This window comes from Gottfriedia acidiceleris (assembly GCF_004138285.1).
Taxonomy (GTDB): domain Bacteria; phylum Bacillota; class Bacilli; order Bacillales; family Bacillaceae_G; genus Gottfriedia; species Gottfriedia acidiceleris_A.
Genome location: NZ_SCFN01000025.1, coordinates 24,539 through 45,953, shown reverse-complemented (window position 1 = coordinate 45,953; position 21,415 = coordinate 24,539). Strand labels below are relative to the sequence as shown.

Annotated in this window: 32 protein-coding genes; all 32 read right to left on the bottom strand. The window is 38.5% G+C overall.

Features of this window, described 5'->3' with window-relative positions; genetic code table 11:
* Positions 1 to 33: 33 nt before the first annotated feature.
* Positions 34 to 423 (bottom strand): 30S ribosomal protein S11, encoded by a 390-nt coding sequence (gene rpsK / locus EP747_RS21495; protein ID WP_056467481.1) that lies wholly within the window; start codon positions 421 to 423, stop codon positions 34 to 36.
* A gap of 29 nt (positions 424 to 452) precedes the next feature.
* Positions 453 to 818: a 30S ribosomal protein S13 gene (rpsM, locus tag EP747_RS21490; RefSeq protein ID WP_098232302.1), complete on the bottom strand. Its 366-nt coding sequence runs from the start codon at positions 816 to 818 to the stop codon at positions 453 to 455.
* A gap of 21 nt (positions 819 to 839) precedes the next feature.
* Positions 840 to 953, bottom strand: a complete 114-nt coding sequence (gene rpmJ, locus EP747_RS21485) for a 50S ribosomal protein L36 (protein ID WP_000868344.1) — start codon at positions 951 to 953, stop codon at positions 840 to 842.
* Positions 954 to 991: 38 nt separating this feature from the next.
* Positions 992 to 1,210, bottom strand: coding sequence for a translation initiation factor IF-1 (infA, locus tag EP747_RS21480; protein ID WP_056467475.1), 219 nt, complete (start codon positions 1,208 to 1,210; stop codon positions 992 to 994).
* Between the two features lie 226 nt (positions 1,211 to 1,436).
* Entirely contained in the window at positions 1,437 to 2,087 is a 651-nt protein-coding gene (locus tag EP747_RS21475; RefSeq protein ID WP_129692074.1) for an adenylate kinase, read from the bottom strand.
* 49 nt (positions 2,088 to 2,136) lie between these two features.
* A complete protein-coding gene (gene secY / locus EP747_RS21470; protein WP_129692073.1) occupies positions 2,137 to 3,444 on the bottom strand; it encodes a preprotein translocase subunit SecY in 1,308 nt (435 codons plus the stop codon).
* A gap of 1 nt (position 3,445) precedes the next feature.
* Positions 3,446 to 3,886 carry a 50S ribosomal protein L15 gene (gene rplO, locus EP747_RS21465; protein ID WP_056467467.1) on the bottom strand — a complete coding sequence of 147 codons (441 nt, stop codon included), beginning with the start codon at positions 3,884 to 3,886 and terminating at the stop codon, positions 3,446 to 3,448.
* Between the two features lie 30 nt (positions 3,887 to 3,916).
* A complete protein-coding gene (gene rpmD / locus EP747_RS21460; protein WP_088070790.1) occupies positions 3,917 to 4,099 on the bottom strand; it encodes a 50S ribosomal protein L30 in 183 nt (60 codons plus the stop codon).
* Between the two features lie 15 nt (positions 4,100 to 4,114).
* Positions 4,115 to 4,615, bottom strand: a complete 501-nt coding sequence (rpsE, locus tag EP747_RS21455) for a 30S ribosomal protein S5 (protein WP_056467462.1) — start codon at positions 4,613 to 4,615, stop codon at positions 4,115 to 4,117.
* Between the two features lie 20 nt (positions 4,616 to 4,635).
* A complete protein-coding gene (gene rplR / locus EP747_RS21450; RefSeq protein WP_098848446.1) occupies positions 4,636 to 4,998 on the bottom strand; it encodes a 50S ribosomal protein L18 in 363 nt (120 codons plus the stop codon).
* Positions 4,999 to 5,031: 33 nt separating this feature from the next.
* Positions 5,032 to 5,568: a 50S ribosomal protein L6 gene (gene rplF, locus EP747_RS21445; protein ID WP_056467456.1), complete on the bottom strand. Its 537-nt coding sequence runs from the start codon at positions 5,566 to 5,568 to the stop codon at positions 5,032 to 5,034.
* A 30-nt stretch (positions 5,569 to 5,598) separates the two neighbouring features.
* Entirely contained in the window at positions 5,599 to 5,997 is a 399-nt protein-coding gene (gene rpsH / locus EP747_RS21440; RefSeq protein ID WP_056467453.1) for a 30S ribosomal protein S8, read from the bottom strand.
* A 33-nt stretch (positions 5,998 to 6,030) separates the two neighbouring features.
* On the bottom strand, positions 6,031 to 6,216 hold the full coding sequence (locus EP747_RS21435) for a type Z 30S ribosomal protein S14 (protein WP_056467450.1): 186 nt from the start codon (positions 6,214 to 6,216) through the stop codon (positions 6,031 to 6,033).
* 34 nt (positions 6,217 to 6,250) lie between these two features.
* Positions 6,251 to 6,790, bottom strand: a complete 540-nt coding sequence (rplE, locus tag EP747_RS21430) for a 50S ribosomal protein L5 (RefSeq protein ID WP_069033613.1) — start codon at positions 6,788 to 6,790, stop codon at positions 6,251 to 6,253.
* 28 nt (positions 6,791 to 6,818) lie between these two features.
* Positions 6,819 to 7,130, bottom strand: a complete 312-nt coding sequence (gene rplX / locus EP747_RS21425; protein ID WP_056467443.1) for a 50S ribosomal protein L24 — start codon at positions 7,128 to 7,130, stop codon at positions 6,819 to 6,821.
* 56 nt (positions 7,131 to 7,186) lie between these two features.
* Complete coding sequence (gene rplN, locus EP747_RS21420) at positions 7,187 to 7,555, bottom strand: 50S ribosomal protein L14 (RefSeq protein WP_088014602.1); 369 nt, start codon at positions 7,553 to 7,555, stop codon at positions 7,187 to 7,189.
* Between the two features lie 46 nt (positions 7,556 to 7,601).
* Positions 7,602 to 7,865, bottom strand: coding sequence for a 30S ribosomal protein S17 (gene rpsQ, locus EP747_RS21415; RefSeq protein ID WP_056467437.1), 264 nt, complete (start codon positions 7,863 to 7,865; stop codon positions 7,602 to 7,604).
* 21 nt (positions 7,866 to 7,886) lie between these two features.
* Entirely contained in the window at positions 7,887 to 8,087 is a 201-nt protein-coding gene (gene rpmC, locus EP747_RS21410; protein WP_056467434.1) for a 50S ribosomal protein L29, read from the bottom strand.
* Positions 8,077 to 8,511: a 50S ribosomal protein L16 gene (gene rplP / locus EP747_RS21405; protein WP_056467431.1), complete on the bottom strand. Its 435-nt coding sequence runs from the start codon at positions 8,509 to 8,511 to the stop codon at positions 8,077 to 8,079. The genes rpmC and rplP overlap by 11 nt, the downstream gene beginning before the upstream one ends.
* A 2-nt stretch (positions 8,512 to 8,513) precedes the next feature.
* Positions 8,514 to 9,173, bottom strand: a complete 660-nt coding sequence (gene rpsC / locus EP747_RS21400; RefSeq protein WP_129692072.1) for a 30S ribosomal protein S3 — start codon at positions 9,171 to 9,173, stop codon at positions 8,514 to 8,516.
* A gap of 3 nt (positions 9,174 to 9,176) precedes the next feature.
* Complete coding sequence (rplV, locus tag EP747_RS21395; RefSeq protein WP_056467425.1) at positions 9,177 to 9,518, bottom strand: 50S ribosomal protein L22; 342 nt, start codon at positions 9,516 to 9,518, stop codon at positions 9,177 to 9,179.
* A 17-nt stretch (positions 9,519 to 9,535) separates the two neighbouring features.
* Positions 9,536 to 9,814: a 30S ribosomal protein S19 gene (rpsS, locus tag EP747_RS21390; RefSeq protein ID WP_069033610.1), complete on the bottom strand. Its 279-nt coding sequence runs from the start codon at positions 9,812 to 9,814 to the stop codon at positions 9,536 to 9,538.
* A 57-nt stretch (positions 9,815 to 9,871) separates the two neighbouring features.
* A complete protein-coding gene (gene rplB / locus EP747_RS21385; protein WP_056467419.1) occupies positions 9,872 to 10,702 on the bottom strand; it encodes a 50S ribosomal protein L2 in 831 nt (276 codons plus the stop codon).
* Between the two features lie 31 nt (positions 10,703 to 10,733).
* On the bottom strand, positions 10,734 to 11,024 hold the full coding sequence (rplW, locus tag EP747_RS21380) for a 50S ribosomal protein L23 (protein WP_056467416.1): 291 nt from the start codon (positions 11,022 to 11,024) through the stop codon (positions 10,734 to 10,736).
* Entirely contained in the window at positions 11,024 to 11,647 is a 624-nt protein-coding gene (gene rplD / locus EP747_RS21375) for a 50S ribosomal protein L4 (RefSeq protein ID WP_129692071.1), read from the bottom strand. The genes rplW and rplD overlap by 1 nt, the downstream gene beginning before the upstream one ends.
* Positions 11,648 to 11,674: 27 nt before the next feature.
* On the bottom strand, positions 11,675 to 12,304 hold the full coding sequence (gene rplC / locus EP747_RS21370; RefSeq protein WP_056467410.1) for a 50S ribosomal protein L3: 630 nt from the start codon (positions 12,302 to 12,304) through the stop codon (positions 11,675 to 11,677).
* Positions 12,305 to 12,337: 33 nt separating this feature from the next.
* A complete protein-coding gene (gene rpsJ, locus EP747_RS21365; protein ID WP_088003795.1) occupies positions 12,338 to 12,646 on the bottom strand; it encodes a 30S ribosomal protein S10 in 309 nt (102 codons plus the stop codon).
* A gap of 336 nt (positions 12,647 to 12,982) precedes the next feature.
* Positions 12,983 to 14,170, bottom strand: coding sequence for an elongation factor Tu (gene tuf / locus EP747_RS21360; protein WP_088070810.1), 1,188 nt, complete (start codon positions 14,168 to 14,170; stop codon positions 12,983 to 12,985).
* Between the two features lie 121 nt (positions 14,171 to 14,291).
* Complete coding sequence (gene fusA / locus EP747_RS21355) at positions 14,292 to 16,370, bottom strand: elongation factor G (protein WP_129692070.1); 2,079 nt, start codon at positions 16,368 to 16,370, stop codon at positions 14,292 to 14,294.
* 233 nt (positions 16,371 to 16,603) lie between these two features.
* Complete coding sequence (rpsG, locus tag EP747_RS21350; protein WP_056467395.1) at positions 16,604 to 17,074, bottom strand: 30S ribosomal protein S7; 471 nt, start codon at positions 17,072 to 17,074, stop codon at positions 16,604 to 16,606.
* A 32-nt stretch (positions 17,075 to 17,106) separates the two neighbouring features.
* Positions 17,107 to 17,529 carry a 30S ribosomal protein S12 gene (rpsL, locus tag EP747_RS21345; protein WP_056467392.1) on the bottom strand — a complete coding sequence of 141 codons (423 nt, stop codon included), beginning with the start codon at positions 17,527 to 17,529 and terminating at the stop codon, positions 17,107 to 17,109.
* Positions 17,530 to 17,774: 245 nt separating this feature from the next.
* Entirely contained in the window at positions 17,775 to 21,383 is a 3,609-nt protein-coding gene (gene rpoC, locus EP747_RS21340; protein ID WP_129692069.1) for a DNA-directed RNA polymerase subunit beta', read from the bottom strand.
* Positions 21,384 to 21,415 lie beyond the last annotated feature (32 nt).

Genomic DNA, 21,415 nt, shown 5'->3' with positions numbered 1-21,415 from the left:
TATAGACAATTTTTGAAAATTTATACAGACAAATTATACACGACGACGTTTTGGTGGACGGCATCCGTTATGTGGAACTGGAGTAACGTCTCTGATAGCAGTTACTTCAAGACCAGCAGCTTGAAGAGCACGGATTGCAGCCTCACGACCAGCACCCGGACCTTTAACAGTTACGTCAAGAGTTTTTAAACCGTGTTCCATAGAAGCTTTAGCAGCAGTTTCAGCAGCCATTTGTGCAGCGAATGGAGTAGATTTACGAGATCCTTTGAAACCTAATGATCCTGCACTTGACCAAGAAATTGCGTTACCATGAACATCAGTGATTGTTACGATTGTGTTATTGAAAGTTGAACGAATATGAGCTGTACCAGCTTCAATATTCTTTTTCACACGACGTTTACGTACATTTGTTTTACGTGCCATGTTGAATACCCTCCTTTACTTAAAAAATATTATTTCTTCTTGTTCGCTACTGTACGGCGTGGGCCTTTACGAGTACGAGCATTGTTTTTAGTGTTTTGACCACGAACAGGTAAGCTACGACGGTGGCGAATACCACGATATGAACCGATTTCGATTAGACGTTTAATGTTTAAAGAAACTTCACGACGAAGATCCCCTTCAACTTTCAACTTATCGATTAATTCACGAATTTTACCTAATTCTTCTTCTGTTAAATCACGTACACGAGTGTCTTCTGAAATACCAGCATCAGCTAAGATTTTTTCAGAAGTTGCACGACCGATTCCGTATACATAAGTTAAAGAAACAACCACGCGTTTGTCGCGAGGAATATCTACACCAGCAATACGAGCCATTCTAGTGCACCTCCTTCTTTATTAACCTTGTTTTTGTTTATGTTTTGGATTTTCACAAATTACCATTACTTTACCACGTCTGCGGATAACTTTACATTTTTCACAGATTGGTTTTACTGATGGTCTCACTTTCATGATTTCAACCTCCTTGTAGATTACGGAGTGCATATTTATTATTTAAAACGGTACGTAATACGGCCACGAGTTAAATCATATGGAGATAGTTCTACAGTAACCTTGTCACCTGGAAGAATACGAATGAAGTTCATACGAATTTTACCAGAAACGTGTGCAAGAACGACATGACCATTTTCCAATTCAACCTTGAACATCGCATTCGGAAGTGTTTCCGTAACGGTACCTTCAATTTCAATTACATCATCTTTCGCCATTAGGGCATTCTCCTTTCTTCAAATCAGTAGCTTGCTTGAGGCAAACATACGCTTAGGAACATTAAGCCAAAGTGCTCTGATATGTTGGAGATTTTTTGGCCTACTAAAGACCTATATTATATCAATCGTTCCAAGCAAAGCTATGTTTAAGCTTTTATAACAGTATCAGTTTTGACGAAACAACAATACGTCATACACATGGAACGACGATCTTATCGTTCAATTATTAAACTAACTCTTTTAAAAGATTATCAATGTCATTAAAAACTTTATTAATCTCTTGTTGACCTTCAATTGTTTTTACATAACCAAGATTATTGTAGAAATCAAGTAAAGGTTGAGTTTGTTTGATATTTACTTCAAGGCGATTTGCAACTGTTTCTTCATTATCATCCGCACGTTGATAAAGTTCTCCGCCACATTTTGGGCAAACACCCTCTTCAACAGGTGGATTGAAAATTAAATGATAAGTTGCTCCACACTCTTTGCAAATACGACGACCTGTTAAACGTTCAATTAAAAGTTGTTGGTCTACATGAATGTTTAACACGAAGTCAATTTTACGATTCATTACTTTCAGAGTCTCTTCTAGTGCTTCAGCCTGCGCAACTGTTCTAGGAAAACCATCCAATAAAAAACCGTTTTGGCAATCATCTTTTGCTAATCGTTCACGTACAATACCAATTGTTACCTCATCGGGAACAAGATGACCTTGATCCATAAACGATTTTGCTTGAAGACCTAATTCAGTGCCGTCTTTAATCGCTGCACGGAACATATCACCAGTAGATATATGAGGAATGCCGTATTTTTCGACAATTTTCTCAGCTTGTGTGCCTTTGCCTGCACCAGGAAGCCCCATAAGAATTAAATTCATGGTTAATCCTCCTCAAAATTAGATGAGCAATAGGGAATTATGCATTTCCCTATGCTCGATCTTTAATAAAGCCTTTGTAGTTTCTCTTAACAAGCTGACTTTCTAATTGTTTCATTGTTTCAAGCGCAACTCCGACTACGATTAGTAAACTTGTTCCTCCAATTTGAGCTGAAGGTGGTAAGTTCGCAATTTTACCAAATACAATTGGTAATAAAGCGATGACAGCTAAGAAAATTGCTCCTACGAAAGTTAAACGATATAAGACTTTAATGATATATTCTTGAGTGCTCTTACCTGGGCGAATACCCGGGATGTAGCCACCTTGCTTCTGAAGATTTTCAGCCATTTGTTCTGGATTAGCCTGAACAAAAGTATAAAAATATGTGAAAGCAATGATCAAGATTAAATAAAATGCCATTCCCCATGGATTGTTATACGTAAAATGCGTTTTAATCCATTCAGTCACATTGTTACTTGGTAAGAACGATGCAATTGTTGATGGAGTAATTAAAAATGAAACAGCGAAGATTACCGGAATAACCCCAGCGCCATTTACTTTTAATGGCAAGTGAGTAGATTGTCCTCCGACATAGCTATTATTACCATTGTTTCGTTTAGCATATTGGATTGGAATTTTACGATTAGCTTGTTGAATATAAATTACAGCTACGATTACTAATAATAAAACTAAAACCACTAGGCCAACTTTCACGATGTTTAAGAATAGCGCGTCACCAGCACCTTTAAATTGTTGCTGATAAACTTGACTTATAGTAGTAGGTATAGCAGCAACTATACCGCCAAAGATGATAACCGATATACCGTTCCCTACACCTTTAGCAGTAATCTGCTCACCTAACCACAATAAGAAAGATGTTCCAGCTGTTAGTACAACTGCTATATAAAGATAGGTTGACCAACCTGGATTTTCAATTAACATTCCGCCAGTAACATTGTTCATACTGATTGATAATCCAATTGCTTCTACAAAACCAAGAATAATTGTGATGTATCTAGTCAGTTGAGTCAATTTACGTCGACCAATCTCACCTTGCTTCGACCATTCAGTTAACTTAGGAACAACGTCCATTTGAAGTAACTGAATAATGATTGAAGCAGTAATGTAAGGCATTATACCCATTGCAAAAATCGAGAACTGTTTAAGAGCTCCTCCACCAAATGTGTTTAGAACACCAAAGATGCTCGTTGAGCTATCTTGGGATGCTAATACATCAGCGTTGACGTTTGGAACAGGTATAAACGTTCCAATACGAAATACAATTAACATTAATAACGTAAAGAATATTTTTTTTCTAATATCTGCAATGCGCATAAAGTTGGAGATTGTCCGGAACATTTTAGATCACCTCAGCATTTCCACCAGCTGCTTCGATTGCCTCTACTGCAGAAGATGAGAACTTGTGAGCTTTAACAGTAAGTTTAACTTCTAACTTACCTTTACCTAAAATCTTAATACCAGCTAATTCTTTACGAACAATACCAGTTTCGATCAGTAACTCAGGAGTTACTTCAGTTCCGTTTTCGAAGCGATTTAACGTTTCAACATTAACGATTGCATAATCTTTACGGTTGATGTTAGTGAAACCACGTTTTGGTAAACGACGGAATAAAGGAGTTTGACCACCTTCAAATCCAAGACGAACACCGCCACCTGAACGAGCGTTTTGTCCTTTATGACCTTTACCTGCAGTTTTACCAGTACCTGAACCAATACCACGACCGATACGTTTAGATACTTTACGAGAACCTTCTGTAGGTTTTAATTCATGAAGTTTCATTAGGGCACCTCCTTACTTATTCATGTTCAATTAAATTTCTTTTACAGATACAAGGTGAGAAACTTTGTTAATCATCCCACGCATAGCAGCGTTATCTTCTTTAACAACAGTTTGGTTTGTTTTAGTAATACCTAAAGCACGAACTGTTGCGATTTGATCTTGCTTACGACCAATTACACTGCGAGTAAGGGTAATTTCTAACTGTTTAGCCATCGTTATCCCTCCTTATTAACCTAGTAATTCTTCTACAGATTTACCACGTAATTTTGCAACTTCATCCGCACGTTTTAAGTTACTTAAACCTTCAATAGTAGCACGTACAATGTTTACTGGTGTGTTAGAACCAAGAGATTTAGATAAAATATCATGTACCCCAGCAAGTTCTAATACCGCACGAACAGGACCTCCAGCGATAACTCCAGTACCTTCAGAAGCAGGTTTTAAGAATACTTCACCAGCTCCAAAACGACCAGTAATTACGTGAGGAATTGTAGTTCCAACGATTGGTACATTAATTAGATTTTTCTTAGCATCTTCAACAGCTTTACGAATAGCATCAGGTACTTCTTGAGCTTTACCAGTACCAAAACCTACATGACCGTTTTTGTCACCAACAACTACTAATGCTGCAAAGCGGAAACGACGACCACCTTTTACAACTTTAGCAACACGGTTGATCGTAACTAAGCGTTCTTCAAGCTCTAATTTATTAGGATCAATGCGACGCATGTATGTCCCTCCTTCTTTTATTAAAATTGTAAACCAGCTTCACGAGCAGCTTCAGCTAAAGCTTTTACGCGACCATGATATAAGTAACCACCGCGGTCGAATACAACTTCAGTAACACCTTTTTCAGTAGCGCGTTTTGCAACTAAGCTACCAACTAATGTTGCTGCTTCGATATTACCAGTACCATTTAAAGTTAATTCTTTATCTAAAGTTGATGCACTTGCTAATGTTACACCATTAACATCATCAATGATTTGAGCATAGATATGGTTGTTTGAACGGTAAACGTTTAAACGTGGACGTTCTTGAGTACCAGATAATTTAGTACGAACACGAGCATGTCTTTTTTTACGTACTGCATTTTTATCAGCCTTAAAGATCATCTTGGTCACTCCTTTCTCTTATCTAGTTATAGATTACTTCGCAGTTTTACCTTCTTTACGACGAACCATTTCGCCTTCGTAACGAATACCTTTACCTTTGTAAGGCTCTGGTGGACGTACTTGACGGATGTAAGCAGCAAGAGCGCCTACACGTTCTTTGTCGATACCTTTAATACTGATTTTAGTATTTGAAGGTACTTCGATTTCAACACCATTTTCAGGAGTGATCTCAACTGGGTGAGAATAACCAACAGCTAGAACAAGTTTGTCACCTGTTTTAGTTGCACGGTAACCTACCCCAACTAATTCAAGGTTACGAGTATAACCATTAGTTACACCTTCAACCATGTTACCTAAGATAGCACGAGTTGTACCATGAAGAGCACGGTGCTCTTTGTTATCAGTTGGACGTGCAACTGTTAATACGTTCTCGTTAACTTCGATTGTCATATCAGGGCTAAAAGTACGAGTTAACTCACCTTTAGGTCCTTTTACTGTAATAGTATTGTTGTTATTAGTAAGAGTAACTCCAGCTGGAATTACAAGTTCTTTTTTACCAACACGAGACATTCACTACACCTCCATTCTCTCTGTGTTATATTACCAAACGTATGCTAAGATTTCGCCACCAGTTTTTGCTTGACGAGCTTCTTTATCTGTCATTACACCTTTAGATGTTGAAACAATAGCAACACCTAAACCGTTAAGTACGCGAGGTACTTCGTCAGCTTTCGCGTATACACGTAAGCCAGGCTTAGAGATTCTTTTTAATCCAGTGATAACACGTTCGTTGTTCACACCATATTTTAAGAAAATACGGATGATACCTTGTTTATCATCTTCAATGTACTCAACGTCACGGATGAAACCTTCACGTTTTAGAATTTCAGCAACTTCTTTCTTTAGGTTAGAACCTGGGAATTCTAATTTCTCGTGACGTACCATGTTCGCATTACGAATGCGAGTAAGCATATCTGCAATAGGATCTGTCATGACCATGTTCAGATAACCTCCTTCCTAATATCTATAGAATTACCAACTAGCTTTTTTAACGCCAGGGATTTGTCCTTTATAAGCAAGTTCACGGAAACAAATACGGCAAAGTTTAAATTTACGTAATACTGAGTGTGGACGTCCGCAACGTTCGCAACGTGTATACTCTTGTACTTTAAATTTCTGAGCACGTTTTTGTTTCGCAATCATTGATTTTTTAGCCACGTTTTCGCCTCCTCTTCTTTAGCGCTGGCTTTCATTATTTTTGAAAAGGCATTCCGAATAATGTTAGCATTTCACGAGCTTCTTCATCAGTATTTGCAGTAGTTACAATAACGATGTCCATACCACGTACTTTGTTTACTTTATCATAATCGATCTCTGGGAAGATTAATTGCTCTTTAACACCTAAAGTGTAGTTTCCACGGCCATCGAATGCTTTTTTAGAGATTCCACGGAAGTCACGTACACGAGGTAATGTTACAGAAACTAATTTCTCAAAGAATTCGTACATACGCTCACCGCGTAATGTAACTTTAGCACCGATAGGCATTCCTTCACGAAGACGGAATTGTGCGATTGATTTTTTAGCTCTAGTTACCACAGGTTTTTGACCTGCGATTAAAGTTAATTCCTCAACAGCAGTATCTAATGCTTTTGAATTTGAAACAGCCTCACCAACACCCATGTTGATGACGATCTTTTCAATTTTTGGCACTTGCATAACTGATTTATAGTTAAACTTGCTCACTAGAGCAGGAGTGATTTCATTTTGATATTTCTCGACTAGGCGGTTCATTCAGTTGACCTCCTTTCATAAATTTCTATTATTTATCAAGTAATTCGCCTGATTTTTTTGCAATACGTACTTTTTTACCATCCACTAATTGGTAACCTACGCGTGTAGGTACTCCAGTTTTTGGATCTAATGCCATAACATTAGAAACATGGATTGGTGCTTCTTTCTCGATGATGCCACCTTGTGGGTTAGCTTGAGTAGGTTTTGAGTGTTTTTTAATGATGTTAACACCTTCAACTAGTACGCGGTTATTCTTTGGAAAAGCAGCAAGGATAACACCTTGTTTTCCTTTGTCTTTACCAGAGATAACTTGAACTTTATCACCTTTTTTTACATGCATCTTCTTCGTGCACCTCCTTAATAAGGCTTTCTGAAGTATTTATTAAAGTACATTAATTAAAGTACTTCTGGAGCTAATGATACGATTTTCATGAAGTTGCTATCACGTAATTCACGTGCAACTGGTCCGAAAATACGAGTACCACGTGGGCTCTTATCATCTTTAATGATAACAGCTGCGTTTTCATCAAATTTAATGTAAGTACCGTCTGGACGACGAACACCGCGTTTCGTACGAACGATAACAGCTTTAACTACATCACCTTTTTTAACAACGCCACCTGGTGTTGCTTGTTTTACTGAACATACGATGATATCACCGATGTTAGCAGTTTTACGGCCTGAACCACCTAATACTTTAATAGTAAGTAATTCACGTGCACCTGAATTGTCAGCAACTTTTAAACGAGTTTCTTGTTGGATCATGTCAAATTGACCTCCTTTCGGATTAAGAATGATATCCGATCATCTATTAGATAATAACAGCTTCTTCTACGATTTCAACTAAACGGAAACGTTTTGTAGCTGATAATGGACGAGTCTCCATGATTTTTACGATATCGCCAACTTTTGCAGTGTTTAGCTCATCGTGCGCTTTATATTTCTTAGAATATTTAACGCGTTTTCCGTATAGTTTATGTGTTTTATAAGTTTCAACTACAACAGTAATTGTCTTATCCATCTTATCAGAAACTACACGTCCTGTGTAAACTTTACGTTGGTTACGTTCGCTCACTGGGCAAACCTCCCCTCATCATTAATTATTAGAGTTAATTTCTCTTTCACGAACTACAGTTTTCATACGAGCAATTGCTTTACGAACCTCGCGGATACGAGCAGTGTTCTCTAATTGTCCTGTAGCTAATTGGAAACGAAGATTGAATAACTCTTCTTTAAGAGATTTCACTTTTAATTCAATTTCAGCAGTGGTAAGATCGCGAATCTCATTAGTTTTCATTAGAATCACCACCATTGTCTTCACGTTTTACAAACTTACATTTAACTGGTAATTTGTGAGCTGCTAAGCGTAGTGCTTCACGAGCTACTTCTTCAGATACACCAGCGATTTCGAACATAATTTTTCCTGGTTTAACGACTGCTACCCAACCTTCTGGAGCACCTTTACCACTACCCATACGAACCTCAAGAGGTTTAGCTGTGTAAGGCTTAGAAGGGAAGATTTTAATCCATACTTTACCGCCACGTTTCATGTAACGAGTCATTGCACGACGCGCTGCTTCAATTTGACGGTTAGTAATCCAAGAAGCTTCAGTAGATTGTAAACCGAATTCACCGAATGCAATTTCAGTACCACCTTTGGCACGTCCACGCATTTTTCCACGATGCTCTCTTCTATATTTAACACGTTTAGGCATTAACATAATTAATTTCCTCCTTCCTCAGAAGCTTTCTTTTTTGTAGGAAGAACTTCACCTTTGTAAATCCATACTTTTACGCCTAGTTTACCGTATGTTGTATCTGCTTCTGCAGTTGAATAATCGATATCCGCACGTAATGTATGAAGTGGCACTGTACCTTCACTATATGATTCTGCACGAGCAATATCTGCTCCGCCAAGACGACCAGAAACTTGTGTTTTAATACCTAATGCACCAGCACGCATAGCACGTTGTAGTACTTGCTTTTGAGCACGACGGAATGAAACACGGTTTTCTAATTGACGAGCGATGTTTTCAGCTACTAATTTAGCATCAAGATCTGCTCTTTTAATTTCGATGATGTTGATATGAACACGTTTGCCAGTAAGGTTGTTTAAAGCTTTACGAAGAGCTTCAACTTCAGAACCACCTTTACCGATTACCATACCTGGTTTTGCAGTGTGAACAGTAATGTTTACACGGTTTGCAGCTCTTTCGATTTCTACCTTAGATACAGCAGAATCTTTTAAACGAGTGCTGATGTACTCACGAATTTTGATGTCTTCATGTAAAAGATCAGCGTAATCTTTTTCAGCGTACCATTTAGATTCCCAATCTTTAATAATACCAACACGAAGTCCGACTGGATTTACCTTTTGTCCCATCGATTATCCCTCCTTCTTCTCTGATACCACGATTGTAATGTGGCTTGTGCGTTTGTTGATTGCGCTAGCACGTCCTTGTGCACGAGGGCGGAAACGTTTTAATGTAGCACCTTCATCAACGAATACTTTTTCGATGTATAAGTTATTAACATCCATATCATAGTTATGCTCTGCGTTAGCAATAGCAGATTTTAATAATTTTTCTACAACAGGAGAAGCAGTTTTTGGTGTGTGTCGAAGGATTGCGATCGCTTCGCCAACTTGTTTACCTCGGATTAAATCGACTACTAGACGAACTTTACGAGGAGCGATACGAACTGTTCTCAGTACAGCTTTAGCTTGCATTGGAGTGCCTCCTCTCATTATCTTCTAGTTTTCTTGTCATCCGCATCGTGACCTTTATAAGTACGAGTTGGAGCAAATTCACCAAGTTTGTGACCTACCATATCTTCCGATACATATACAGGTACGTGTTTACGACCATCGTATACTGCAATAGTATGTCCGATAAATTGTGGGAAAATAGTCGAACGACGTGACCAAGTTTTAACAACTTGCTTAGAGTCAGTCTCGTTTAATTTCTCAACTTTAGCTAATAAGTGATCATCAATAAATGGACCTTTTTTCAGGCTGCGTCCCATTGTGGTACCTCCCTTCGTGATTGACCTACGGTTCTAGTGAACCGTAGCACAATCGCGTTATTTTTTACGACGACGAACGATAAACTTGTCTGACGCTTTGTTTTTCTTACGAGTTTTGTAACCAAGAGTTGGTTTACCCCATGGAGACATTGGTGATTTACGTCCGATTGGAGAACGTCCTTCACCACCACCGTGTGGGTGATCAACTGGGTTCATTACAGATCCACGTACAGTTGGGCGTTTACCCATCCAACGAGAACGACCTGCTTTACCGATGTTAATAAGTTCGTGATGCTCGTTACCAACTTGACCTACTGTCGCGCGGCAAGTTGCTAAAATCATACGTACTTCACCAGAGTTTAAACGAACTAGTACATAACGATCTTCTTTACCTAATACTTGAGCAGAAGTACCAGCTGAACGTACTAATTGTCCTCCACGACCTGGTTTTAACTCGATGTTGTGGATTGTAGTACCTACTGGAATGTTAACAAGTGGTAAAGCGTTACCTACTTTAATATCTGCTTCAGGACCTGAAACGATTTCCATTCCTACTACTAAGTTTTTAGGAGCTAGGATGTAACGTTTTTCTCCATCAGCGTAGTTAATTAACGCAATGTTAGCAGAACGGTTTGGATCGTACTCGATTGTAGCAACGCGTCCTGGTATACCATCTTTATCTCGTTTGAAATCGATGATACGGTATTGACGTTTGTGTCCACCACCTTGGTGACGAACAGTAATTTTACCTTGATTATTACGGCCAGCTTTTTTGCTAAGTGGCGCTAATAATGATTTTTCTGGTTTGTCAGTAGTGATCTCAGCAAAATCATTAGTAGTCATACCACGGCGACCGTTAGTGGTTGGTTTATACTTTTTGATTCCCATCGTAATTTCCCTCCTTTTCTAGTAGTTAGTATTAAACGCCTTCGAATAATGTAATTTCTTGGCTATCAGCAGTTAATTTAACGATTGCTTTTCTACGACGGTTTGTATAACCAGCATGTTTACCCATACGTTTAAACTTACCTTTGTAGTTCATTACGTTAACTTTTTCTACTTTAACACCGAAGATTGCTTCAACAGCATCTTTAACTTCAGTTTTATTAGCTCTTACATCTACTTCAAAAGTGTATTTTTTTTCAGCGATTGCTTCCATAGAAGCTTCAGTGATAACTGGGCGTTTGATAATATCACGAGGATCCTTCATTACGCAAGCACCTCCTCTACTTTTTCCACCGCAGCTTTAGTCATGATTAATGTATCATGATGTAAAACGTCGATTACGTTAACTTCATTTGCTGCAAGAACTGTGATTCCAGGAATATTGCGAGCAGATAAAGCTACGTTTTCATTTAGATCAGCTGTTACGATTAAAACTTTCTTAGCAACTGATAAGCCAGTTAAAACAGTAACCATATCTTTTGTTTTTGGTGCGTTTAACGCTAAATCTTCTAGAACTAACATATTTTGTTCTAATACTTTAGTAGATAAAGCAGATTTAATCGCTAAGCGACGTACCTTTTTAGGTAATTTATAAGAGTATGATCTTGGAGTTGGACCGAATACGATACCACCACCACGCCATTGTGGAGAACGGATTGAACCTTGACGAGCACGGCCAGTTCCTTTTTGTCTCCATGGTTTACGACCACCACCACGTACTTCAGAACGTGTTTTAACTTTGTGAGTACCTTGACGTAAAGATGCACGTTGCATCATTACAGCATCAAATAAAGCATGTTCGTTTGGAGCGATTCCGAATACAGCATCAGCTAATTCGATTTCTCCTACTTGAGCACCTGTTTGATTAAACATAGTAACTTTAGGCATTTTATTTCCTCCTTTCTTCTAAATTAATTATTTAGATTTAACCGCAGTACGGATTGTTACGTAAGATTTTTTAGAACCTGGTACATTACCTTTTACTAAAAGTAAGTTACGTTCAACGTCAACTTTAACGATTTGTAGGTTTTGTACAGTTACTTTTTCTCCACCCATTTGACCAGGTAAAGCTTTGTTTTTGAATACACGGTTCGGAGCAACAGGACCCATTGAACCTGGACGACGGTGGTAACGAGACCCGTGAGACATTGGTCCACGAGATTGTCCGTGGCGCTTAATGCTACCTTGGAATCCTTTACCTTTTGAAGTTCCAGTTACATCAACGATGTCACCATTTGCAAAAATATCTACTTTGACTTCTTGACCAACTTCATAAGCTGATACGTCAGCGTTGCGAAGTTCACGAACGAAGCGCTTAGGTGCAGTGTTTGCTTTAGCAGAGTGCCCTTTTTCTGGTTTGTTAGCTAATTTTTCACGTTTGTCAGCGAAACCGATTTGGATAGCTTCGTAGCCATCAGTTTCAGTAGTTTTCTTTTGTAAAACCACGTTTGGAGTAGCTTCGATTACAGTTACTGGAATTAACTCGCCGTTTTCAGCAAATACTTGTGTCATACCGATCTTTTTCCCTAAGATTCCTTTAGTCATAAGTCACACCTCCTGAATTTATATATAATTTTATTAAAGTTTGATTTCAATATCAACGCCAGATGGTAAATCTAGTCTCATTAATGAATCAACTGTTTGTGGAGTTGGATTCACGATATCGATTAAACGTTTGTGAGTGCGCATTTCGAATTGCTCACGAGAATCTTTGTATTTATGAACCGCACGAAGGATCGTGTAAATTGATTTCTCAGTTGGTAACGGAATCGGACCAGATACAGAAGCACCAGAACGTTTCGCTGTTTCAACGATTTTCTCTGCAGATTGATCTAAAATACGGTGATCATAAGCTTTTAAACGAATACGAATTTTTTCTTTTGCCATAATTTTCCCTCCTTTTTCGCCTATTTAAATAATAGACATACTCCATGGAAATTTCCTTACACTCGCCATGGCAAAGCGGCCGGGTGTATCAGCAACCTTCCATTTCTACGCAGTCAAAGACCAACATCATCTATTATACATAAAAAATAATGCTATTGCAAGCATTTGTTATAAGTTTAGATAAATAATGTTCTCGTCGTCTTCAGTACCTAGTTATTATATTATCTTCAATTATTAAAATCAAGCAAGAATCGGTTTTAAATCATATTTTAAATATTTCCAATTGACTTATAAAAAAAGCTTAGAAGAAAAGATCTTCTAAGCTTTTAAGTTTAATTATTCAACGATTGTAGCAACTACGCCAGCGCCTACAGTACGTCCACCCTCACGGATAGAGAACTTAGTTCCTTCTTCAACAGCGATTGCGTTGATTAACTCAACAGTCATTTCGATGTTGTCGCCAGGCATAACCATTTCAACGCCTTCTGGTAATTGGATGATTCCAGTTACGTCAGTTGTACGGAAATAGAATTGTGGACGGTAGTTAGCGAAGAATGGAGTGTGACGTCCACCTTCTTCTTTAGATAAAACGTAAACTTCAGCTTTGAACTTAGTGTGTTGTTTAACTGAACCTGGTTTAGCTAAAACTTGACCACGTTGGATATCGTCACGAGCAACCCCACGAAGAAGTGCACCGATGTTATCTCCAGCTTCTGCTTGGTCAAGAAGTTTACGGAACATTTCAACACCTGTTACAGTAGTTGATTTTGGTTCTTCAACAAGACCGATGATTTCTACTACGTCACCAACTTTAACGATACCACGCTCAACACGACCAGTAGCAACTGTTCCACGACCAGTGATTGAGAATACATCCTCAACTGGCATTAAGAAAGGCTTGTCAGTTTCACGAGCTGGTGTTGGAATGTAAGAATCAACTTCAGCCATTAATTCATGGATTTTAGCTTCCCACTCAGCATCTCCTTCAAGAGCTTTAAGTGCAGAACCTTTGATTACTGGAATGTCATCGCCAGGGAATTCGTATTCTGATAATAGATCACGGATTTCCATTTCAACTAATTCAAGTAATTCTTCGTCGTCAACCATGTCACATTTGTTCATGAATACTACGATGTAAGGTACACCTACTTGACGAGATAAAAGAATGTGCTCACGAGTTTGAGGCATTGGACCATCAGCAGCAGATACTACTAAGATACCACCGTCCATTTGAGCAGCACCAGTGATCATGTTTTTAACATAGTCAGCGTGACCTGGGCAGTCAACGTGTGCATAGTGACGAGTTTCTGTTTCGTACTCAACGTGTGCAGTAGAGATTGTGATTCCACGCTCTCTTTCTTCTGGAGCTCCGTCGATTTGATCGTAAGCGCGAGCTTCAGCTCCACCTACTTTAGCTAATACAGTTGTAATAGCAGCAGTTAATGTAGTTTTACCATGGTCAACGTGTCCGATTGTACCAATGTTAACGTGTGGTTTTACACGTTCGAATTTAGCTTTACCCATTGTAAAAATCCTCCTTATAATTAAGAAAATTAATTTTTAGTTTTATTATTATGCCACAAAGGGTGAAACACCCTTTGTAGCTAACATAAATAGTTATACATGATGAGAACTAAATAATCAATTACTCACCTTTATATTTTTTGATAATTTCTTCTGAGATTGATTTTGGTACATCTTCGTAATGGTCAAATACCATTGAGAACGTTCCACGACCTTGAGTGTTAGAACGTAATGAAGTTGCATAACCAAACATTTCAGAAAGAGGTACCATTGCACGTACAACTTGTGCGTTACCACGAGCTTCCATACCTTCAACGCGTCCACGACGAGAAGTAATATCACCCATGATATCTCCTAAGTATTCCTCAGGGATAACAACTTCTACTTTCATTAATGGTTCAAGTAGAACTGGGTTACATTTCTTAACAGCATTTTTAAGAGCTAATGAAGCAGCTACTTTAAACGCCATTTCGTTTGAGTCAACATCATGGTATGATCCATCGAATAATTTCGCTTTAATGTCGATTAGAGGGAATCCAGCTAATACACCATTTTTAAGAGAATCTTCAAGACCTGCAGCTACAGCTGGGATGTATTCACGAGGAACAACACCACCAACGATTGCGTTTTCAAATTCGAAGCCTTTTCCTTCTTCGTTTGGTGAGAATTCAATCCAAACGTGTCCGAATTGTCCACGTCCACCTGATTGACGAACGAATTTACCTTCTACTTGTGCAGAAGAACGGAAAGTTTCACGGTATGCTACTTGAGGAGCACCTACGTTAGCTTCTACTTTGAATTCACGACGCATACGGTCAACGATGATATCAAGGTGAAGCTCACCCATACCAGCAATGATTACTTGACCAGTTTCTTGGTCAGTATGTGCACGGAATGTTGGATCTTCTTCAGTTAATTTTACTAATGCTTGACCCATTTTATCTTGGTCAGCTTTAGATTTTGGCTCAATCGCAATTGAGATAACTGGATCAGGGAATTCCATAGATTCAAGAATTACTAGATTCTTTTCATCACATAAAGTATCACCAGTTGTAGTATCTTTAAGACCTACAGCTGCTGCGATATCTCCAGCATATACTTTCGAAATCTCTTGACGAGAGTTAGCATGCATTTGTAGGATACGACCTACACGCTCACGCTTACCTTTTGTAGAGTTTTGAACGTATGAACCAGATTCTAACGTACCTGAGTATACTCGGAAGAACGTTAATTTACCAACATAAGGATCAGTCATGATTTTGAATGCTAATGCTGCGAAAGGCTCTTCATCGCTTGATGGAACTACTCTCTCTTCATCAGTATCAGGTAATGTTCCTTTGATAGCTGGTACATCTAATGGAGATGGTAGGTAATCAATTACTGCATCAAGCATTAATTGAACACCTTTGTTCTTGAATGCAGAACCACATACTACTGGGTAGAATTGTACTGAACATGTAGCTGTACGAATAGCAGCTTTTAATTCAGGAATTGTGATTTCTTCACCTTCAAGATATTTCATCATTAATTCTTCGTCAAGTTCAGCTACCGCTTCGATTAAACGACCACGGTATTCTTCAGCTAGCTCTTGATATTCTTCAGGAATTTCGATAGTTTCAATGTCAGTTCCTAAGTCGTTATTGTACTTAATAGCTTTCATTTCAACTAGGTCAACAATACCCCAGAAGTTATCTTCAGCACCCATCGCTAATTGGATTGGGTGTGCGTTAGCTTGTAAACGATCATGTAAAGTACCTACAGAGTATAAGAAATCCGCGCCGATTTTATCCATTTTGTTAACGAATACTACACGTGGAACTCCGTAAGTAGTTGCTTGACGCCAAACTGTTTCAGTTTGAGGCTCAACACCTGATTGTGCATCAAGTACTGCTACTGCGCCATCAAGTACACGTAGTGAACGTTCAACTTCTACAGTGAAGTCTACGTGACCTGGAGTGTCAATGATATTTACACGGTGGTTATTCCACTGAGCTGTTGTAGCAGCAGAAGTGATAGTGATACCACGTTCTTGCTCTTGCTCCATCCAGTCCATTTGTGAAGCTCCTTCATGAGTTTCACCAATTTTGTGAATACGACCTGTGTAATAAAGGATACGCTCAGTTGTTGTTGTTTTACCAGCATCAATGTGAGCCATGATCCCGATATTACGAGTGTTATTTAAGGAGAACTCTCTTGTCATCAGGGTTCTTTCTCCCTTCCAGTATTAGTTAGGATTTTTTAGTACAAGAAAAAGTTATTCCTATACATACCTCATGTTATTAAGTTAAGCAAGCACTACAATCAAAGAACAATTATGATCCTAAGTTATGTAATCCGACGTTCACCTATTTAATCTAGCAAGCTAAATTAGAAATAGGTGAACGACTTAACCAACATTCATTATGTGCAGAAATAACTAAATTGCTTTTAATCTTACCAACGGTAGTGAGCAAACGCTTTGTTCGCTTCTGCCATTTTATGTGTATCTTCACGTTTCTTAACTGCAGAACCTGAGTTGTTAGCTGCGTCAAGAATTTCGTTAGCTAAACGCTCTTCCATCGTTTTTTCTCCACGAAGACGAGCATAGTTTACTAACCAACGTAGACCTAGAGTAGTACGACGCTCTGGACGTACCTCAACTGGTACTTGGTAGTTAGAACCACCAACACGACGAGCTCTTACTTCTAGAACTGGCATGATATTTTTAAGAGCTGCTTCGAATACTTCCATTGGTTCTTTACCAGAACGTTCTTGGATTAATTCAAATGCTCCGTATAAGATAGCTTGAGATTTTCCTCTTTTTCCGTCAATCATCATTTTGTTGATTAAACGAGAAACTAACTTTGAATTATAAAGTGGATCTGGTAATACATCTCTTTTTGCAACAGGACCTTTACGTGGCATGTTATTTCCTCCTTTCGGCTAGTTGTAATTTATTACTTCTTAGCTGCTTTTGGTCTCTTAGTTCCGTATTTAGAACGACCTTGCATACGTTTGTCAACACCTGCAGTATCTAATGCACCACGAACGATATGGTAACGTACCCCCGGTAAATCTTTTACACGTCCACCACGGATAAGAACAACACTGTGCTCTTGTAAGTTGTGTCCGATACCTGGGATATAAGCAGTTACCTCGATTTGGTTTGTTAAACGTACACGAGCATATTTACGTAATGCTGAGTTCGGTTTCTTTGGAGTCATAGTACCAACACGAGTACAAACACCACGTTTTTGTGGAGCTGATAAATCAGTTGATTTTTTCTTTAATGAGTTGAAACCTTTATTTAATGCTGGTGATTTTGATTTCCATACTTTAGAAGTACGTCCATTACGCACTAACTGGTTAATAGTAGGCATGAGTTTTCCTCCCTTCAAATATTTATAAGACCACACATCCAGGTGGTTCATAATAAGTTGAAAACAAAGTTTTTGCAAGAAGGAAGAAGCCCTCCTTCTCACAAAAACAGTTTTAACTGTATATTCCTAAATTAGCCCCGGATCTAACCTGCTTAGATTAGCAGTGCTATTGTCTAGGAGCAACCTTGAATATAATATCATTTTTCATCAAATGATGTCAACTCAAGTTGCAAAATATTTTAAGATTATTTTTCAACTAATACTTCTTCGTTCATTTCAACTGATTCAGTTAAATCTTTAACAAGATCTACTTTACGGTATCTGTTCATACCAGTACCAGCTGGAACCAACTTACCTATAATAACATTCTCTTTTAATCCTAGCAACTCATCACGTTTTCCTTTAATCGCAGCGTCTGTTAATACACGCGTTGTTTCTTGGAATGATGCAGCAGAAAGGAATGAGTCTGTTTCTAATGATGCTTTTGTAATACCTAGTAATAATGGGCGTGCTGTAGCTGGTTGTTTACCTGCAAATAAAGCTTCTTTATTTGCTTCAGTGAACTGGTGAAGTTCTAATAATGTACCAGGTAATAAATCAGTTTCACCTGCATCCATTACACGAACTTTCTTCAGCATTTGACGTACCATTACCTCTACGTGCTTGTCACCAATTTCTACCCCTTGCATACGGTATACTTTTTGTACTTCACGTAGTAAGTATTCTTGAACAGCATTTGTACCTTTTACTTTTAGAAGTTCTTTAGGATCAATTGAACCTTCAGTCATTACTTGACCGCGTTCAATAGTTTCACCTTCTTGAACTTTTAGTCTTGCGCCATAAGGAACTGGGTAGTTTCTAGATTCTACTGAGCCTTGAACAATAATTTCTTGTTTATCTTTAGCATCAGTAGAAATTGAAATAATACCATCAATTTCAGAAATAACCGCTTGACCTTTAGGATTACGTGCTTCAAATAGCTCTTGAATACGAGGTAAACCTTGAGTAATATCGTCTCCTGCTACCCCACCTGTATGGAATGTACGCATCGTTAACTGTGTACCTGGTTCACCGATTGATTGTGCAGCGATAATACCTACTGCCTCACCAACTTCAACCTCAGCACCTGTAGCTAAGTTGCGACCATAACATTTTTTACATACTCCATGGTTAGTATTACATGTAAATGCAGAACGGATATTAACTTCTTCAATACCTGCATCGATTATTTCACGAGCTAAGTCTTCTGTAATTAAATCGTTTTCTTGCGCAAGTAATACACCAGTTTCTGGGTGGCGAATAGTTGAACGTAAATGACGACCAACTAAACGATCGTATAATCCTTCAATAATTTCGTTTCCTTCTTTAATCGCTTTTACATGTAAACCGCGGTCAGTACCACAATCATCTTGACGTACAATTACATCTTGTGCAACGTCTACTAGACGACGAGTTAAGTAACCTGAATCGGCTGTTTTAAGTGCTGTATCGGCAAGACCTTTACGCGCACCGTGTGTAGAGATGAAGTATTCAAGTACCGTTAGACCTTCACGGAATGAAGATTTGATTGGTAACTCGATAATACGTCCAGCCGGGTTGGCCATCAGACCACGCATACCTGCAAGCTGAGTGAAGTTCGATGCATTACCACGGGCACCAGAGTCACTCATCATAAAGATTGGGTTACGTTTATTTAGGGAAGCCATCAGTTTTCCTTGAATTACATCCTTCGCATCACTCCAAATAGCGATTACACGATCATAACGCTCATCTTCTGTGATTAAACCACGGCGGAATTGTTTTAGAACTTTATCTACTTTTTCTTGAGCTTCAGCAATAATTAATTGCTTCTCAGGTAATACGATGATATCGGATACACCAACTGTAATACCAGCTTTAGTAGAGTGTCTAAATCCAAGATCCTTCATGCGGTCTAGCATTTTAGATGTTTCAGTAATTTTGAAACGTTTAAATACTTCAGCGATGATATTTCCAAGTATTTTCTTTTTGAAAGGAGCAATTTCTTCTCTACTTTCAATAATCTCTTTAATATTCGCACCTTTAGCCACGAAATACATTTGAGGAGTTTCCTTCTCAAGGTTACTCTGAGTAGGTTCATTAATATATGGGAACGAAGTAGGCAAGATTTCATTGAAGATTAACTTACCAACCGTTGTGATTAATAATGAATTATTTTGTTCTTCAGTAAATGTTTCGTTATTTAAAGAATTTGCTGCAACAGCAACTCGAGAATGTAAATGTACATAACCATTTTGGTATGCAATTAACGCTTCATTAATATCTTTAAATACCATACCTTCACCGACAGCGCCTGCACGCTCAAGAGTTAAGTAATAGTTACCTAATACCATATCTTGAGATGGTGTAACTACTGGTTTACCATCTTTCGGGTTCAGGATGTTTTGTGCTGCAAGCATTAGGATACGAGCTTCTGCTTGTGCTTCACTTGATAACGGTACGTGAACAGCCATTTGGTCACCATCAAAATCGGCATTGTATGCAGTACATACAAGTGGATGTAGACGGATTGCACGGCCTTCTACTAATGTAGGTTCGAACGCTTGGATACCAAGTCTGTGAAGAGTTGGGGCACGGTTTAGTAACACCGGATGCTCACGAATAACTGACTCTAATACATCCCAAATCTCAGGGTGTAAACGCTCAATTTTACGTTTTGCAGACTTAATGTTATGTGCTAATCCACGCTCTACTAATTCTTTCATCACGAATGGCTTGAATAATTCAATTGCCATTTCTTTTGGTAATCCACATTGATACATTTGTAAGTTTGGTCCTACAACGATAACCGAACGGCCAGAGTAGTCAACACGTTTACCAAGTAAGTTTTGACGGAAACGTCCTTGCTTACCTTTAAGCATGTGAGAAAGAGATTTTAATGGACGGTTACCTGGTCCAGTAACTGGACGGCCACGGCGACCATTGTCAATTAACGCATCAACTGCTTCTTGAAGCATACGTTTTTCGTTTTGTACGATGATGCTTGGTGCACCAAGGTCTAATAAACGTTTTAAACGGTTGTTACGGTTAATTACACGACGATATAAATCGTTTAGATCAGAAGTTGCAAAACGTCCACCATCTAATTGAACCATTGGTCGTAATTCAGGTGGGATTACTGGTAGCACATCTAAGATCATCCAAGAAGGCTCATTACCAGAGTTACGGAATGCTTCTAAAACTTCTAAACGTTTAATTGCTCTTGTACGACGTTGACCTTGAGCAGTTTTTAACTCTTCTTTTAATGAATCAACATCTTTTTCAAGATTGATATCGCTTAATAGTTTTTTAATTGCTTCAGCACCCATAGATGCTTGGAAAGTTTGACCGTAACGCTCACGATAAGCACGGAACTCTTTCTCAGAAAGCAATTGTTTCTTTTCTAAAGGAGTATCTCCAGCTTCTGTTACTACGTAAGAAGCAAAGTAGATTACTTCTTCCAGAGCACGAGGGGACATGTCTAAAACAAGTCCCATACGGCTTGGAATACCTTTGAAATACCAAATATGTGATACTGGTGCAGCTAATTCGATATGACCCATACGCTCACGACGTACTTTTGCACGAGTTACTTCAACTCCACAACGATCACAAACTACACCTTTATAACGTACACGTTTATATTTTCCGCAGTGACATTCCCAATCTTTCGTAGGACCGAAAATGCGTTCACAGAAAAGACCATCTTTTTCAGGTTTTAATGTACGGTAGTTAATTGTTTCAGGTTTTTTAATTTCCCCGTATGACCACGAGCGAATTTTGTCAGGCGATGCAAGTCCGATCTTCATATACTCGAAATTATTTACATCTATCAAGGGGCCTACCTCCCTTTCTGTCCTAAGGTTTT

Excerpts from the sequence above, each read along its gene's own strand:
- rpsK (WP_056467481.1), bottom strand. The coding sequence starts at position 423 with ATGGCACGTAAAACAAATGTACGTAAACGTCGTGTGAAAAAGAATATT.
- rpsM (WP_098232302.1), bottom strand. The coding sequence starts at position 818 with ATGGCTCGTATTGCTGGTGTAGATATTCCTCGCGACAAACGCGTGGTT.
- rpmJ (WP_000868344.1), bottom strand. The coding sequence starts at position 953 with ATGAAAGTGAGACCATCAGTAAAACCAATCTGTGAAAAATGTAAAGTT.
- infA (WP_056467475.1), bottom strand. The coding sequence starts at position 1,210 with ATGGCGAAAGATGATGTAATTGAAATTGAAGGTACCGTTACGGAAACA.
- EP747_RS21475 (WP_129692074.1), bottom strand. The coding sequence starts at position 2,087 with ATGAATTTAATTCTTATGGGGCTTCCTGGTGCAGGCAAAGGCACACAA.
- secY (WP_129692073.1), bottom strand. The coding sequence starts at position 3,444 with ATGTTCCGGACAATCTCCAACTTTATGCGCATTGCAGATATTAGAAAA.
- rplO (WP_056467467.1), bottom strand. The coding sequence starts at position 3,886 with ATGAAACTTCATGAATTAAAACCTACAGAAGGTTCTCGTAAAGTATCT.
- rpmD (WP_088070790.1), bottom strand. The coding sequence starts at position 4,099 with ATGGCTAAACAGTTAGAAATTACCCTTACTCGCAGTGTAATTGGTCGT.
- rpsE (WP_056467462.1), bottom strand. The coding sequence starts at position 4,615 with ATGCGTCGCATTGATCCTAATAAATTAGAGCTTGAAGAACGCTTAGTT.
- rplR (WP_098848446.1), bottom strand. The coding sequence starts at position 4,998 with ATGATCTTTAAGGCTGATAAAAATGCAGTACGTAAAAAAAGACATGCT.
- rplF (WP_056467456.1), bottom strand. The coding sequence starts at position 5,568 with ATGTCTCGTGTTGGTAAAAAAGAACTTGTAATTCCAGCTGGAGTTACT.
- rpsH (WP_056467453.1), bottom strand. The coding sequence starts at position 5,997 with ATGGTCATGACAGATCCTATTGCAGATATGCTTACTCGCATTCGTAAT.
- rplE (WP_069033613.1), bottom strand. The coding sequence starts at position 6,790 with ATGAACCGCCTAGTCGAGAAATATCAAAATGAAATCACTCCTGCTCTA.
- rplX (WP_056467443.1), bottom strand. The coding sequence starts at position 7,130 with ATGCATGTAAAAAAAGGTGATAAAGTTCAAGTTATCTCTGGTAAAGAC.
- rplN (WP_088014602.1), bottom strand. The coding sequence starts at position 7,555 with ATGATCCAACAAGAAACTCGTTTAAAAGTTGCTGACAATTCAGGTGCA.
- rpmC (WP_056467434.1), bottom strand. The coding sequence starts at position 8,087 with ATGAAAACTAATGAGATTCGCGATCTTACCACTGCTGAAATTGAATTA.
- rplP (WP_056467431.1), bottom strand. The coding sequence starts at position 8,511 with ATGTTAATGCCTAAACGTGTTAAATATAGAAGAGAGCATCGTGGAAAA.
- rpsC (WP_129692072.1), bottom strand. The coding sequence starts at position 9,173 with ATGGGACAAAAGGTAAATCCAGTCGGACTTCGTGTTGGTATTATTAAA.
- rplV (WP_056467425.1), bottom strand. The coding sequence starts at position 9,518 with ATGCAAGCTAAAGCTGTACTGAGAACAGTTCGTATCGCTCCTCGTAAA.
- rpsS (WP_069033610.1), bottom strand. The coding sequence starts at position 9,814 with ATGGGACGCAGCCTGAAAAAAGGTCCATTTATTGATGATCACTTATTA.
- rplB (WP_056467419.1), bottom strand. The coding sequence starts at position 10,702 with ATGGGAATCAAAAAGTATAAACCAACCACTAACGGTCGCCGTGGTATG.
- rplW (WP_056467416.1), bottom strand. The coding sequence starts at position 11,024 with ATGAAGGATCCTCGTGATATTATCAAACGCCCAGTTATCACTGAAGCT.
- rplD (WP_129692071.1), bottom strand. The coding sequence starts at position 11,647 with ATGCCTAAAGTTACTATGTTTAATCAAACAGGTGCTCAAGTAGGAGAA.
- rplC (WP_056467410.1), bottom strand. The coding sequence starts at position 12,304 with ATGACTAAAGGAATCTTAGGGAAAAAGATCGGTATGACACAAGTATTT.
- rpsJ (WP_088003795.1), bottom strand. The coding sequence starts at position 12,646 with ATGGCAAAAGAAAAAATTCGTATTCGTTTAAAAGCTTATGATCACCGT.
- tuf (WP_088070810.1), bottom strand. The coding sequence starts at position 14,170 with ATGGGTAAAGCTAAATTCGAACGTGTAAAACCACACGTTAACATTGGT.
- fusA (WP_129692070.1), bottom strand. The coding sequence starts at position 16,370 with ATGACAAGAGAGTTCTCCTTAAATAACACTCGTAATATCGGGATCATG.
- rpsG (WP_056467395.1), bottom strand. The coding sequence starts at position 17,074 with ATGCCACGTAAAGGTCCTGTTGCAAAAAGAGATGTATTACCAGATCCA.
- rpsL (WP_056467392.1), bottom strand. The coding sequence starts at position 17,529 with ATGCCTACTATTAACCAGTTAGTGCGTAATGGACGTACTTCTAAAGTA.